Origin of the sequence: Massilia sp. CFBP9026, from assembly GCF_034045165.1 — a bacterium.
GTDB classification, from domain to species: Bacteria; Pseudomonadota; Gammaproteobacteria; order Burkholderiales; family Burkholderiaceae_D; genus Telluria; species Telluria arenae.
Window position 1 is genome coordinate 1 of the sequence record NZ_JAXCWH010000019.1, and the last position, 13,769, is coordinate 13,769.

Consider the following 13,769-nt stretch of genomic DNA (forward strand, 5'->3'; position numbering starts at 1 on the left):
AGTCAAGGTTGTGACGAGTACAACTCGCTTGAATACAAGCTACAACCCAACAATACTTCTTCCAGATTCAGAGTGCCTACTTCGTAGGGTGGACGGCTATGCCGTCCACGCGTTCAACAACGCCATTCGTACAAGTCATGCCTGATGACCATAGCAAGTCGGTCCCACCCCTTCCCATCCCGAACAGGACCGTGAAACGACTTTGCGCCGATGATAGTGCTGCAACCAGTGTGAAAGTAGGTTATCGTCAGGCTAGTTATATAGAAAAACCCCACCAGGTGATCCTGGTGGGGTTTTTGCTTTGTAGCGCTGAAGTAACATCGTAGGGTGGATGGCTTCGCCATCCACGCGTTCAAGCAACCGCAGCTCATCCGCGCATTGCGATCAACCGATCCAGCAAGCCCTCCACAGAATCCGCGATCCGTTCCAGACTCGCATCACGCAGTTGCGCCGTGTCGACGACATGCTCGCTGCGCGACCCAGCCCATTGCAGCAGTGCGGTACACGCCTCCGGATGATCGAACAATCCGTGCAGATAAGTCCCCAGGATCTGGCCATCGACTGACACCGCGCCTTCACTGCGCCCGTCGATCGAAAAAGCAGGCGTCCCCATGGCAGTGCCATGCGATACACCCATATGAATCTCATAGCCGCTGACTCGTCCGGCGACTTCGTGCGAAGCAAACGCACACACACCGTCCACCCTGGTCAGCCGTTTTTCGCGCGTAAGTTCGGTCTCGACATCCAGCAATCCGAGTCCCGCAGACATACCCGGCGCACCTTCGACGCCATGTGGATCATTCACCGTCCGCCCCAGCATCTGGAATCCGCCACATACACCGATCACCTTGCCGCCATAACGCAGATGACGCGCAATCTGCTCACGCCAGCCCTGTGCTTCCAGCCAGGCCAGGTCCCCGCGCGTGTTCTTGCTCCCTGGGAGAATAATCAGGTCGGCGCCGGGAATCGCTTCGCCCTGCCGCACGAAGCGCAGGTCGACGTCCGGATGCGCGCGCAGCGCATCGAAATCGGTGTGATTGCTCATGCGCGGCAAGCTGGGAACGACAACGCGAAACGCGCCCTTGTTCGTCTGCGCTGCCTGCACCGCATCCTCGGCATCGAGGAACAGCCCATGCAGATAGGGCAGCACCGCCAGCACCGGCTTGCCGGTCTGCCGTTCGAGCCATTCCAGCCCCGGCTCGAGCAGCTTGATGTCGCCGCGGAAGCGATTGATGACGAAGCCGATGACGCGATCGCGTTCCGACTGCGACAGGCAGGACAGTGTGCCGACCAAGTGCGCGAACACGCCGCCGCGATCGATGTCGGCCACCAGGATCACCGGGCAATCCACCGCCTCGGCAAAGCCCATATTGGCGATGTCGCGATCGCGCAGATTGATCTCGGCCGGGCTGCCCGCGCCTTCCACGATCACCGTCTCGTACTGCGCCAGGAGGCGTGCATGCGATTCAAGTACCGCACCCATCGCCACCGGCTTGTACTGGTGATAGTCGCGCGCATTCATGTCGGCCCGCACCTGGCCATGGATGATGACCTGGGCGCCGATGTCGCTCGACGGCTTGAGCAGCACGGGATTCATGTCTGTGTGCGGCTCGATGCCGGCGGCGATCGCCTGCAGCGCCTGTGCGCGGCCGATCTCGCCGCCATCGCGCGTCACCGCGCTGTTGAGCGCCATGTTCTGCGGCTTGAACGGCGCAACCCGGATGCCGCGCCGCATGAGCAGGCGGCACAGCGCCGCAACTACCGTGCTCTTGCCGGCGTCGGACGTCGTGCCCTGCACCATCAGGGTCCGGTAGGGGAAGCCGCTCATTTCGACCGACGCTGGCGCGCCTGCTCGAGCACCTCGCACATCGCGGCCGTGCCCTGGACCATGCGCGGCCCGGCGCGATTGAGCAGGTGGCCGTCCAGCGTAAACAGATTGTTGCTGCGCACCGCGGCCAGGGTGCCATATGGCTTCCACAATTCCACGCCGCCATAGTTCTTCTCGGCGGTGGCGATGATCGCTTCGGGGTTAGCTTGCAACACGCTCTCGATCGAAACGATCGGCGCCGTCACCGTCAGCTTGTCGAAGATGTTCTCGCCGCCGCACAGCTTCATCGCATCGGTGAGAATGTGCTTTCCGCTCAGCGTGTAGAGGGGCTTGTCCCACACCTGGTAGAAGGTGCGCACCGTGGAACGATTCGCATACTTCGCGCGCAGGCCGGCCAACTGCTCGCGCAGCTGCGTCGCGGTCGCCTTTGCCGCAGCGTCGGTGCCCAATAGCTGGCCAAGTCGAAGCACGGCGTCGGGTATGCCGTCCAGTGTCTGCGGGTCGCTCTGGAATACAGGAATGCCCAGGCGCCGCACCATCTCGATCTGCCGCTCCGAACTGTTATGGCGCCAGGCCACGATCAGGTCCGGCTTCAGCGAGATCAGGAGCTCCATATCGATCTCTCGGTTCGAGCCGATGCGCGGTATGCGCTTGGCCGCTTCGGGATAGTCGCTGTAGTTCACCGCGCCGACGATCTGGTTCCCGCCGCCGGCAGCGAACAGCAGTTCGGTGACGCTGGGCGCCATCGACACCACCCGCAGCGCCGGCTTGGCGACGGTGACTGCCAGTCCGGCATCATCCTTGACCGTGATCGCGGCCTCGGCATGGGCCGTCAGGCCAGCTGCGACCAGGCCGGCCAGCAGCATCGTTTTCTTCATTGCTTGCTCCATTCGTGAAGTGCTTGTTCGAAGCGCCGCCATTCACCCTCGGTGGCGGGCAGGCCGACCCGGATGCCGCGCGCCGCGTCGCGGAACAGCCGGCACCAGATGCCGCGCGCGGCCATGTGTTCATGAAAAGCTTCGGGCCGCGCCTCGGGCCACCAGCGAAACAGCGGCGTGCCGTTGCTGGCAATGCCGTGCTCCCGCAGCAGCCGCACCATCCGTTCACCGGCCTGCGCCAGGCGCTCTTGCGTATCCTGCTGCCAGAGCGTGTCGGCAAGCGCCTGCAGCGCGATCTCCTGCGCAGGGCCGCTGACGGCCCACGGCCCGAGCAGGTCGGCCAGTTCCGCCAGCACGCGCTCGTGCGCCGCCACGAATCCCAGCCGCAGTCCCGCCAGTCCGAAGAACTTGCCGATCGAGCGCAGTACGATCAACCCCGGCTGCGCCGCGTGCGGCGCCACGCTCAGCGCGGGCGCCGTATCGCCGAAGGCTTCGTCGACCACCAGCCAGCCACCGCGCGCATGCAGCCGCGCCGCCCAGTCGAGCAGGCGTTCAGGTGCGATGGTCTCGCCGGTGGGATTGTTGGGATTGACGACCACGACGACATCGCTGTCGTCGACCGCCGCTTCCAGTTCCGTGTACGGCACCAGCCGCCGCGTGTGGCCGTGCAGGTTCCAGTGATACGCGTGTTCCGCATACGAGGGCGCCGACACCGCGACGCGCGAAGGTGGACGCAGGCGCGGCAGCGCCTGGATCGCCGCCTGCGTGCCGGCCACCGGCAGCAGTTGCGGTGCGCCGTAATAGGCGCAGGCCGCCGCAAGGAATTCAGGATCCGGCTCCGGCAGGCGATGCCAAGCGGCGCTCGACGGCGCCGGCGCCGCATAGCCATGCGGGTTGATGCCGGTCGACAGGTCGACCCAGTCGTCGCGGCCATAGTGACGCGCCGCGTCGCGCAGGTTTCCGCCGTGTTCAAGCATATGAAGCTCCGACAGCCATCAGGCAGACCACGCCGGCCCACAGCAACGTCGTGCGCAGCACCAGCCGCCAGGCGCGCAGGATGTCGCCCGCGCAGGCGGCGGGCCCAAGACCCAGCGGCGGACGCTGTTCGACTTCGCCATCGTAGACGGCGGCGCCGCCCAGCGACACGCCGAGCGCGCCGGCGCCGCTGGCCATTACCGGCCCCGCGTTCGGGCTGCTCCAGGCCGGGGCCTGGGTGCGCCAGCATTGCCAGGCGCGCGCGCGGCCGCTACCCGCCAGCAGCACGTACGACAGCGCGGTCAGGCGCGCGGGCACGTAGTTCAATGCGTCGTCGATGCGCGCCGCGCAGCGGCCGAACAGGTTGAAGCGTTCGCTGCGATAACCCCACATCGCATCGAGCGTGTTCGCCAGGCGGAACAGCACGGCGCCCGGCCCGCCCAGCAGGACGAACCAGAACAGCGTGCCGAACACCGCGTCGTTGCCGTTCTCGAGGAGCGACTCGGCGCTGGCCTTGGCCAGGTCGGATTCGTCGGCGTTCTCCGTGTCGCGGCTGACGATGCGTGCGGTAAGTGCGCGCGCTTGCGTCAGGTCGCCGACGCACAGCGCGGAATAGATCGGCAGCGTATGGTCGCGCAGGCTGCGCAGGCCGATGCAAAAATAGAGCAGCGCCGCGTGCAGCCACACGCCGGCGAGGTCGGTCAATGCCAGGAACAGCAGGCTCAATGGCAGGACGGCGAGCGCCCATGCGAGGCTTCCACGCACCAGGCGCGACTGCCCACGATTGAGGCTGCGCTCGATCAAGTTGACCAGCTTGCCGAATCCAACCAGCGGATGCCAGCGCCGCGTCTCGCCCAGCAGCAGGTCGAGCGCGATGCCGGCGACGAGCAGCAGCGCGATGGTGGAGAGCGGCAGTCCGATCAGCACGGTGTACCTTTCAGGACAAGTGGCAGGCCGGCCGCCACCAGCACCGCGCGATCTGCGCGCGCCGCCACCGCCTGGTTCAGGCGGCCGGCTTCATCGGCGAAGCTGCGCGAGATCGCGCCCCAGGGCACGATGCCCATGCCCACTTCATTCGACACCAGGATCACGTCGCCTGCGGGACCTTCGTCCAGCAGATCGAGCAGCGCCGCACGCTCCTGGTGAAAGCATGCCGGCAAGTCGATCGCGCCGACCTCGGGATAGTCGCGGCCATCGCAGAACATCAGGTTGCTGAGCCACAGCGTCAGGCAGTCGACCAGCACTAGGCGCTGCGGTGCGCACCAGTCGCGCAGCGTCTGCGCCAGCGCCAGTTCTTCTTCGACTGTCAGCCACTCGGGCGGGCGCCGCTCGCGGTGGTGGGCGATGCGTGTGGCCATCTCGCCGTCGCCCGCGCGCGAAGTAGCGACGTAGACGATCTCCTTGCCCGATTCGCGCGCCAGGCGTTCGGCGTAGGCACTCTTGCCCGAGCGCGCCCCGCCAAAGACCAGGGTCACGCTCACGGCTGCGCTCCGAACAGGACCGCCACCGCGCGCGGATTGGATGGGAAGTAGCCGTGGAAGTAGGACGCGAACAGCGAACCGACCCGATAGGCGGCTTCGCCTTGGGTGCCGGTCCTCTGCTTCACGGTATGGGCTTGCGGCGCCACCGGGGAGTCCAGCAATGAATAGTGGAAGGTATGGCCGCGGATATCGCCCTGCGGCGTCGGCATCGCATGCATGCCGAGTCCCCCCAGGCGCTTTTGCATCCTGACTTCGCCGGCCAGCAGCCCGGCCATCTCGAAGTGGCGCCCCTCGCTATCGGTCAGGCCATCGGCAAGCGCCATCATGCCGCCGCACTCGGCGACGATCGGGACGCCACGCGCGTGTACGTCACGGATCGAGTCGCGCCAGCGCTGGGCGGCCTGCAACTGCGCGCCGTGCAGCTCGGGATAGCCGCCCGGTAGATACACGGCATCGGCATCGTCCGGCACCGCTTCATCGGACAGCGGCGCGAAATACGTGATGCGCGCACCGAGCTGCTCGAGCACGTCGATGTTGGCAGGATAGACAAACACGAAGGATGGATCGCGCGCGATCGCGATCGTGCGGCCCGCAAGCAGCGGCTCTACCGGCGCCGGGAGCGCGGAGGAGGGCGACAGAACCGGCAGCGCATCCCACGCCGCCTCATCGAAATCGATGCTGTCGGCCAGCGCATCCAGGATGCGGTCCAGCTCTTCGACCTCGCCCGGCACCACCAGGCCCAGATGACGCTCGGGCAGCGGCTCGTCCTGGCGCGCCAGGGTGCCGATCAGCGGAATGTCGCGCAGCGATTCCTTCACCATCGCGGCATGGCCGCTGCTGGCGACACGGTTGGCGATCACACCGGCCATCTCGACGGGGCCATAGTCGCGCAGGCCCTGCGCCACGGCGCCTGCCGTCTGCGCCATCGCCGACGCGTCCAGCACCGCCAGTACGGGGATGCCGAACTCGCGCGACAGGTCCGCCGCCGAGGGAGAACCGTCGTACAGGCCCATCACGCCCTCGACCAGGATCGCGTCCGCCTCATGTGCGGCGTCGGCCAGGCGCTGGCGGCAGGCATCGACGCCCACCATCCACAGGTCGAGGTTGTGGACCGGCGCGCCGCAGGCGCGTTCGAGCAGCATCGGGTCGATGAAGTCGGGGCCGCATTTGAATACCCGCACGCGTTTGCCCATGCGGACCAGCCGCCGCGCGAGCGCGGCCGTCACCGTCGTCTTGCCCTGGCCGGACGACATCGCCGCCACCAGGGCAATACGGGCGCCCGTCACCATTCGGTCCCCGCCTGGGCCCCGATGCCCGCCTTGAACGCGTGCTTGACCACATTCATCTCGGTGACGGTATCGGCCACCGCGATCAGTTCCGGTGGCGCGCCGCGGCCGGTGATCACCACGTGCTGCATCACCGGACGGTCGAGCAGGTCGGCGATCACGGTGTGTACGTCGAGGTATTTGTATTTCAGGGCGATGTTCAGTTCATCCAGCACCACCATGCCGATCGCAGGATCGGACAGGAACTGCTTTGCCAGCGCCCAGGCTTCTTCGGCCTTGGCGATGTCGCGCTCGCGGTTCTGCGTTTCCCAGGTATAGCCTTCGCCCATCGCATGGAAGCTCACTTCGTCGGGAAAGCGGCGCAGGAAGGTTTCTTCGCCGGTCGACAGGGCGCCCTTGATGAACTGGACCACGCCCACCTTCATGCCGTGGCCGAGCGCGCGCGCCACCATCCCGAAGGCGCTCGAGCTCTTGCCCTTGCCGTTGCCGGTATTGACGATGACGATGCCGATTTCCTTGTCGGCCGAAGCGATTTTTGCGTCGATGACCGCCTTCTTGCGCTCCATGCGGGCGCGATGGCGGTCGTTCAGGGCGGCGGTCTGTTCTGGAGTCATGTCGGTCATGCGGAACCCTCCTTGGGGATGAAGATGCGGCGGCCTTCGTGTTCGATCATGTCGATCGGATGGCCAAGATAGTCGCCCAGCAGCGCGGGGCGCATGATCTGGTCGTTGGCGCCGGCCGTCCAGCGGCCGTCGCCCATCAGTAGTAGTGCATGGGTAGAAATGCGACTGGCCAGGTTCAGGTCGTGGCCGATCATGACCACGGTGCGGTTCTGCTCGCGGCACAGGCGGGCCAGCAGGCCCATCACGCTCACCTGGTGCGCCAGGTCGAGCGCATTGGCCGGCTCGTCGAGCAGCAGCAGCGGCGTCTGCTGCGCCAGCAGGGCGGCGATCGCCACGCGCTGGCGCTCGCCGCCGGACAGGGTGCGCACGTCGCGCGCGGCCAGGTCGTCAACTTCCATCGACGCCAGCGCCATCAGGGCGGCTTGATGGTCGTCGCTGCCCTCCCAGTAGCGGTTGGCGTGGTAGGGGTGGCGCGCCGACAGCACGCTCTCCAGCACCGTATAGGCAAACGCGTCGTGGCGCGACTGGGCCAGGAAGGCGCGCTCGCGCGCCAGTTCGGTCAGCGGCCAGTCCGCCACGGGGCGACCGTTGACGTGGACCGATCCGGCGTTCGGCTGCTGCAGCCCGGCCAGGGTGCGTAGCAAGGTGCTCTTGCCGGCGCCGTTGCGGCCGATGATGCTCCAGCATTCGCCGGCGCGCGCGGTCCAGTCCAGGCCCCGCACCAGGGTGCGCTGGCCGATGGACAGCAGCAGGTCGTGGGTGGAGATCGAGTTCATTTGCGCAGGCGGTGTAACTGGTAGAGGAAGACCGGCGCGCCGATCATCGCCGTGATGGCGCCGACCGGCAACTGCTGCGGCGCGATGATGGTGCGCGCCAGCGTATCGCACAGCACCAGGAAGGCGCCGCCGGCCAGCACCACGGCCGGGATCAGCACCCGGTGGTCGGGCCCGAAGGCGAAGCGGCAGGCATGCGGCACGATCAGGCCGACGAAGCCGATCGAGCCGGCGCTGGTGACCGCGCTCGCGGTGAGCAGGGCAGAGATAAAGAACAGGCCCTTGCGCAGTGCGCCGACGCGCACGCCCAGCGTCACCGCGTTTTCGGCGTGCAGCGCGACCATATTCATGGCGCGCGCATTGCGCATGGCGAACAGCAGGCAACCGGCCAGCACCATCCAGGGCAGCAGGCGCAGCGGCGCGCCGGCCAGGTCGCCGATCAGCCAGAAAATCATGCTGCGCAGGCGTCCCTCGGGCGCGATCGACAGCATCAGGGTGACCACCGAGCCGCACAGGGCCGAGACGATCACGCCGGTCAGCAGCAGCATCGAGGCGCCGCCCTCGGCTGCCTGGCCGCTGCGCAGGTCGCGCCGCGCCAGCAGGTAGAGCAGCATGGCCACGCCGATGGCGCCGGCCAGCGCGGCGGCATCGACCATCAGCGTGGAGGCCATCAGGAGCAGCGCCAGCAGGGCGCCGACCGAGGCGCCGGACGAGACGCCCAGCACATACGGGTCGGCCAGGGGGTTGCGCAACAGCGCCTGCATCATGAGGCCGGCCAGGGCCAGCGCGCCGCCGGTCGCGAACGCCACCAGCGCGCGGCTGGCGCGCAGTTCGAGCAGGGAGGCGGAGAGCGAATCGGGCTGGCCGCTGGCGAGCTGGCGCAGGGCGTCGGGAATCTCGTCGAGCGGCACCCGGATCGATCCGGTCATGCCCGCGAACAGCAGGGTGGCAATGGAAAACGCCAGCATGGCGCCAACGATGAGTGTGGCGCGCTGGCGTAGCGGCGGGACGGATGCTTGCATGCTGGCCCTGTCGATTGATCGGATGCCCGCGGCCTGGTTGCCGCGGGCAGGGGGTTATAGCTTAACGGATGCCGTAGCGCAGGGCCGCAAACCAGGTGCGGCCGCTGGTGCCGTAGTTGCGCGCGATCTCGTACTGCTTGTCGGCGACGTTATCCAGGCGCATCAGCAGCGACCAGTCGGGCGTGAACTGCCAGGTCGTGTGCAGGTTCAGCAGCCCATAGCCGCCGAGGCGGCGGTTGTTGGCAGCATCGTCGAAGCGCTCGCCAGACACGGTCAGTTCAAGGCCGGTCTTGAGCGTGCCGATCGTGTAGTCAGCGCCGAAGTTGGCGTGCTTCTTCGCACGGCGCGCCAGTTGCTTGCCGGTGGTCTCGTCGCGCGGATCCTGCCAATCGAGGCTGGCGCGCAGGTCGACGCCCATCAGGCGGGTGCTGCCGGCCAGCGAGAAGCCCTCGAGCAGGCCTTCGTTGACGTTGTAGGCGCAGCTTTTGTTGGCGCCATCCGGGCATGGGGTGCTCGACACGATCATGTCGGTCAGGCGGTTGTGGAAGTAGGTCGCGTCCAGCTGGTAGCCGTTGCCGTCGTAGCGCAGGCCCACTTCGCGGTTGCGGCCTTTTTCGGGCTTGTTGGTTTCCAGGCCGTAGCCGGGGAAGTACAGCTCGTTGAAGGTCGGGGCGCGGAAGCTGGTGCCGACGCTGGTGGTGGCGCGCAGGCCGTTGCCGAAGTCATAGCCATAGCCGGCGGCGCCGGTGTTCTTGCTGCCGTAGACCGAGCGGTCGTGGCGCGCGCTGACGTCGACCAGGTGAGGGCCGCGCTTGGCCGAGTAGGCGGCCGCATACGAGTTGGTGATGCGCGAGCGCCGCATCGACGGCACTTCTTCCTTGCGGTGCGTGTACAGCAGTTGCAGCGTGTCGCGGCCGATGGCGATGTCGTTCTGCCAGCTGAACTCGTCCTGCTGGGTATCGATCTGGCTGGCGCCGGATGGCGTCGCGTTGGTGAAGTTGCCCGACTTGTCTTCCGAGCGCGCGTACTGCAGCGTGCTATGCCAGTTCGGCAGGATCTGGTTGCGGATGAAGACCGCGGCGGTGTTCAGGTCGTTATCGCTGTGGACGTCATAGTTGGCGGTGCCGCTGTCGTACTGGCTGAACAGGCGGCTGACCAGGAACTGGGCGCCGATCTCGTGGCCCGGCGCGAGCGCCATCGTCACGCGGCCGTTGGCGTTGCGGCGGCGGTAGCCGTCTTCGTCCGGGTTGTAGCCCGACGCGCCCGGGCGGGTGGACGAGAAGCCGTCCGAATCCTCGTAGCCGGCGCCGAAGGCGTAGCTGATCGCGTTCGGGCCGCCGCTGCTGCCGTAGATGCCAGCGTCGGCCTGGCGCGTGGCGTTGCTGCCCACGCCCACCGAGCCAGTGACGACTGGAGCACCTTCGCCCTTGCGGGTGAAGATCTGGATCACGCCGCCGATGGCGTCGGCGCCGTACAGGGTGCTGAGCGGACCGTAGACGATCTCGATGCGGTCGATGGCGCCCAGCGGGATGGCGTTCCAGCTGGCGGTGCCGGTGGTCGCCGAACCGAAGCGCACGCCGTCGACCAGGACCACGGACTGGTTGGCGTTGGCGCCGCGGATGAAGACGCTGGTGGTGGTGCCGGCCGCGCCGTTGCGCGAGATCTCGATGCCGCGCTGGCGGCGCAGGATGTCGGCCACCGAACCGGCGCCCGAGCGCGCGATTTCCTCGGCATCGATGACGGTGGTGTCGGCGATGACGTCGGCGGCGCGCTGCGCGCTGCGGGTCGCGGTGACGACGACGGTATCGGCGGTGGGGATGGCGTCAGGTGAAGGAACGTCAGCGACGGCGGCGGACGAGATGACGGCGAGGGCGAGCGAGACCGCGGCTGCTTGCCGGGTTACTGGGAAATTCATGAACTGTTTCTTATCAAAGGCAACCAGCCGACGTCCCCGTAGGCCAGATTGAACGGCATCGCGCGAGGCGACGCCACCTTTTGGCCGGTATCCGGGCTGACAAGTATGGCCGTCCGACCTTCCCATGCATGCGCACAGTGGTATGAGGAGACGGTTTGCCGCATGGCTCGGGGAGAGCATGCGGCACTTGCTTACCGTTGCGGGGGCAGCACACGTTGGCCCTTGATGGGGCTCGTGTTTCCCGTTTAACTGCGACTGCGAACGCAGGCGCGAGCACCAAAACGCGCTCATTATAAGGTCTTGTCAGGTTTCCAGCATCATCACTTCGCCGTAGTCAATCCGGTGTGCCGCCTGCGCGGCGCGCAGCGCGGCATCGGCCAGCGTGCCGCCGAGGTGCAGCGAGTGCATGAGGCGCATGGTGCCGGCGTGGCAGACGATGAGGGCCTGCGCATGTCCTTCGCGCCGGATGTCGGCATCGAAACCGGCCACGCGTGCGGCCACGTCCATCACGCTTTCACCGCCGCCGGGACGGTAGTGCAGCAGGTCGGCGCTCCAGGCATCGATCTCGCTGCGGGGGATGTCGTCCCAGCTGCGCATTTCCCAGGCGCCGAAGTCCATTTCGGCCAGGCGCGCGTCGAAGGCTGGCGCTGGCGAGAGCCGCTGCGCCAGGACCGCGCTGCGCGCGAGTGGACTGGCGTAGACCGGCATCGCGCCGGGCAGTCCCTGGTTCGCCAATGAGGCCAGCACCCGTTCGACGTCGGCTTCGTTCGCCGCGAGGTCGCTGCGGCCGTAGCAGTGCCCGGCCGGCACCTCGGGCCGTGGGTGGCGCACCAGGTAAATACGCATCAGGCCAGCGCGCCGCGTCCGAGCGTGGCGAGCACCGCAATATAGATGGCTACTTCGGCCAGCTGCTGCACGGCGCCGAGGCAATCGCCCGTATAGCCGCCCAGCCGGCGCGTGAACTTGCGCGCCAGCCAGCGCGTGGCCAGCATGGCTGCCAGCACCGAGGCGACGATTGCGGCCAGGTCGAGCAAGCCGAAGGCCAGCAGCGCGAGCGCGGGCACGAGCACGGTGAGCGCGGCGATGCCGAATTCCCGGTCGCTCATGCGCACCGCCAGCGGCTTGGCCTTGCCCTCGGCGCGGGCGTACTCCATCTGCCAGATCAGGGACGTGGCGGCCAGTCGCGAGAGCGGATGGGCCAGCAGCAGGGCGCCGATGGCGCTGGCTGGCGGCAGGCTGGCAAGCGCGGCCAGCTTTGCGCCGAGCATGCACACGATGCCGATCGCGCCGTAGGCGCCGACGCGTGAATCCTTCATGATCTCGAGCGCGCGTTCCTTCGTCATGCCGCCGCCCAGGCCATCGCAGGTGTCGGCGAAGCCGTCTTCATGGAACGCGCCGGTGAGGTAGATGGTGGCTGCGGTGGACAGCACGGCCGCCACCGCCGCCGGCAACCACTGCGCGGCCACCAGGTAGACGGACGCGCCGATGGCGCCCACCACCACGCCTACCAGCGGGAAGTAGCGCGACGCGTGGTTCAGCCAGGCCGGCTCGAAGCCCACCCAGCGCGGAATCGGCAGCCGCGTGAAGAACTGCAGCGCAATGAAGAACAGGCGCAGCTGGTGCGTCATGCCGAGCGTTCGCTGACTTGCGCCGAGGCGAAGGTGGCCATCTCGTTCAGGAAGTTGGCGGCGGCATGCAGCAGGGGCACGGCGAGCGCGCTGCCGGTGCCTTCGCCCAGGCGCAGGCCGAGGTCGAGCAGCGGGCGGGCGCCGAGCTCCTCGAGCAGCAGGGTGTGGCCATGCTCGCCCGAGCAGTGCGAGAACACGCAGTAGTCGAGGATGTTCGGCTGCAGGCGCGCGGCGACCAGCAGCGCGCTGGTGACGATGAAGCCGTCGATCAGCAGCACCTTGCGCAGCTCGGCTGCCTTGAGCATGGCGCCGGCCATCATCGCGATCTCGAAGCCGCCGAAGGTGGCCAGCACCTCGAGCGGCTGCACGGCTTGGGCGTGACGGGCCACGCTGGCCGCGACGACGTCGGCCTTGTGGCGGATGCCGTCCGGCGTGAGGCCGGTGCCGGCGCCGACGCAGCGTGCCAGCGGCTGCCCGGTCAGCGTGTGCATGAGGGCCGCGGCGGACGTCGTATTACCGATGCCCATCTCGCCGAAGCCGACCACGGTGCCGGGCAGGTCGCGCGCCAGGGCCATGCCGTGTTCGAGCGCGGTCGCGCATTCCTGCGCCGTCATGGCGGGTTCGATCGCGAAGTTGCGGGTGCCGTTGGCGACCTTGCGATGCACGAGGCCCGCGCGGTCACCGAAATCGTGGTTCACACCGGCGTCGACCACGTGCAGCGCGCAGCCGTTCTGGCGCGCGAACACATTGATGGCGGCGCCGTTGCCCAGGAAGTTCTCGACCATCTGCCAGGTGACGTCTTGCGGGAAAGCAGAGATGCCTTCGGCCACGACGCCGTGGTCGGCGGCGAATACCAGGATCGCGGGCTGGTCGATGCTGACCTTGGTCGAGCGCTGGATCAGGCCCAGCTGGGCGGCGAGCGATTCCAGTCGTCCCAGGCTACCGAGCGGTTTGGTCTTGTTATTGATGGCGTCCGCCAGGGACTGGGAGAGGGCGGCGTCGGCGATAGGGACGATCGTAGGAATCATATAAGGGTATGTAAGAGAAGGTCGCTGAATGCGGCGGCTAAGATATCACAATCGTAAACCTTGCAAGCCGGCCTTCGGCTTGCTATAGTCTCGCTCCTCGACGCAGACGCCACCTCACGGTAGCGAAAACGAAGAGAAAAAAGAGGTTGACGAAAATCGCGAAACACCTGATAATCTCGCCTCTCTGCTGCTGATGAACACAACGCTTCGAAGCAAAATGCAGAAAGCAGTACCGAATTCTGATCTTTAAAAATTAACAGTCGATAAGTGTGGGCGTTTGATGAAGGTGCCAGGAACTTCGGTTCTTGATTACTTAAATTATCAAATGTTCA

General features: G+C 66.9%; 13 protein-coding genes, 1 rRNA gene and 1 riboswitch. Of the genes, 1 reads left to right on the forward strand and 13 read right to left on the reverse strand.

Annotation, left to right across the window (positions count from 1 at the left end; genetic code table 11):
- The first annotated feature begins 140 nt into the window (after positions 1 to 140).
- A 5S ribosomal RNA gene (rrf, locus tag SOM28_RS26085) occupies positions 141 to 253 on the forward strand.
- Between the two features lie 114 nt (positions 254 to 367).
- Here rrf and SOM28_RS26090 read toward each other — a convergent pair.
- The 13 genes from SOM28_RS26090 to cobT form a co-directional block, all read right to left on the reverse strand.
- On the reverse strand, positions 368 to 1,828 hold the full coding sequence (locus SOM28_RS26090) for a cobyric acid synthase (RefSeq protein ID WP_320469939.1): 1,461 nt from the start codon (positions 1,826 to 1,828) through the stop codon (positions 368 to 370).
- Positions 1,825 to 2,706 carry a cobalamin-binding protein gene (locus SOM28_RS26095; protein ID WP_320469940.1) on the reverse strand — a complete coding sequence of 294 codons (882 nt, stop codon included), beginning with the start codon at positions 2,704 to 2,706 and terminating at the stop codon, positions 1,825 to 1,827. The genes SOM28_RS26090 and SOM28_RS26095 overlap by 4 nt, the downstream gene beginning before the upstream one ends.
- Positions 2,703 to 3,683: a threonine-phosphate decarboxylase CobD gene (cobD, locus tag SOM28_RS26100; RefSeq protein WP_320469941.1), complete on the reverse strand. Its 981-nt coding sequence runs from the start codon at positions 3,681 to 3,683 to the stop codon at positions 2,703 to 2,705. The genes SOM28_RS26095 and cobD overlap by 4 nt, the downstream gene beginning before the upstream one ends.
- A complete protein-coding gene (gene cbiB / locus SOM28_RS26105; protein ID WP_123071800.1) occupies positions 3,676 to 4,608 on the reverse strand; it encodes an adenosylcobinamide-phosphate synthase CbiB in 933 nt (310 codons plus the stop codon). Before cbiB ends, cobD begins: the two co-directional genes overlap by 8 nt.
- The gene (cobU, locus tag SOM28_RS26110; protein ID WP_123071801.1) at positions 4,602 to 5,162 is read right to left on the reverse strand and encodes a bifunctional adenosylcobinamide kinase/adenosylcobinamide-phosphate guanylyltransferase; all 561 of its coding nucleotides are present in this window, start codon (positions 5,160 to 5,162) and stop codon (positions 4,602 to 4,604) included. The genes cbiB and cobU overlap by 7 nt, the downstream gene beginning before the upstream one ends.
- The gene (locus SOM28_RS26115; RefSeq protein WP_123071802.1) at positions 5,159 to 6,451 is read right to left on the reverse strand and encodes a cobyrinic acid a,c-diamide synthase CobB; all 1,293 of its coding nucleotides are present in this window, start codon (positions 6,449 to 6,451) and stop codon (positions 5,159 to 5,161) included. The genes cobU and SOM28_RS26115 overlap by 4 nt, the downstream gene beginning before the upstream one ends.
- Positions 6,445 to 7,071, reverse strand: coding sequence for a cob(I)yrinic acid a,c-diamide adenosyltransferase (gene cobO, locus SOM28_RS26120; RefSeq protein WP_123071803.1), 627 nt, complete (start codon positions 7,069 to 7,071; stop codon positions 6,445 to 6,447). The genes SOM28_RS26115 and cobO overlap by 7 nt, the downstream gene beginning before the upstream one ends.
- Positions 7,068 to 7,847, reverse strand: a complete 780-nt coding sequence (locus SOM28_RS26125; RefSeq protein WP_320469942.1) for an ABC transporter ATP-binding protein — start codon at positions 7,845 to 7,847, stop codon at positions 7,068 to 7,070. Before SOM28_RS26125 ends, cobO begins: the two co-directional genes overlap by 4 nt.
- Complete coding sequence (locus tag SOM28_RS26130; RefSeq protein ID WP_320469943.1) at positions 7,844 to 8,866, reverse strand: FecCD family ABC transporter permease; 1,023 nt, start codon at positions 8,864 to 8,866, stop codon at positions 7,844 to 7,846. The genes SOM28_RS26125 and SOM28_RS26130 overlap by 4 nt, the downstream gene beginning before the upstream one ends.
- A 61-nt stretch (positions 8,867 to 8,927) precedes the next feature.
- Positions 8,928 to 10,781 carry a TonB-dependent receptor domain-containing protein gene (locus tag SOM28_RS26135; RefSeq protein ID WP_320469944.1) on the reverse strand — a complete coding sequence of 618 codons (1,854 nt, stop codon included), beginning with the start codon at positions 10,779 to 10,781 and terminating at the stop codon, positions 8,928 to 8,930.
- A 65-nt stretch (positions 10,782 to 10,846) separates the two neighbouring features.
- Positions 10,847 to 11,077: riboswitch (cobalamin riboswitch) on the reverse strand.
- Positions 11,078 to 11,084: 7 nt separating this feature from the next.
- A complete protein-coding gene (locus SOM28_RS26140) occupies positions 11,085 to 11,627 on the reverse strand; it encodes a histidine phosphatase family protein (protein ID WP_320469945.1) in 543 nt (180 codons plus the stop codon).
- Entirely contained in the window at positions 11,627 to 12,409 is a 783-nt protein-coding gene (locus SOM28_RS26145; protein ID WP_123071808.1) for an adenosylcobinamide-GDP ribazoletransferase, read from the reverse strand. Before SOM28_RS26145 ends, SOM28_RS26140 begins: the two co-directional genes overlap by 1 nt.
- The gene (cobT, locus tag SOM28_RS26150) at positions 12,406 to 13,437 is read right to left on the reverse strand and encodes a nicotinate-nucleotide--dimethylbenzimidazole phosphoribosyltransferase (protein ID WP_320469946.1); all 1,032 of its coding nucleotides are present in this window, start codon (positions 13,435 to 13,437) and stop codon (positions 12,406 to 12,408) included. The genes SOM28_RS26145 and cobT overlap by 4 nt, the downstream gene beginning before the upstream one ends.
- Between the last annotated feature and the right edge of the window lie 332 nt (positions 13,438 to 13,769).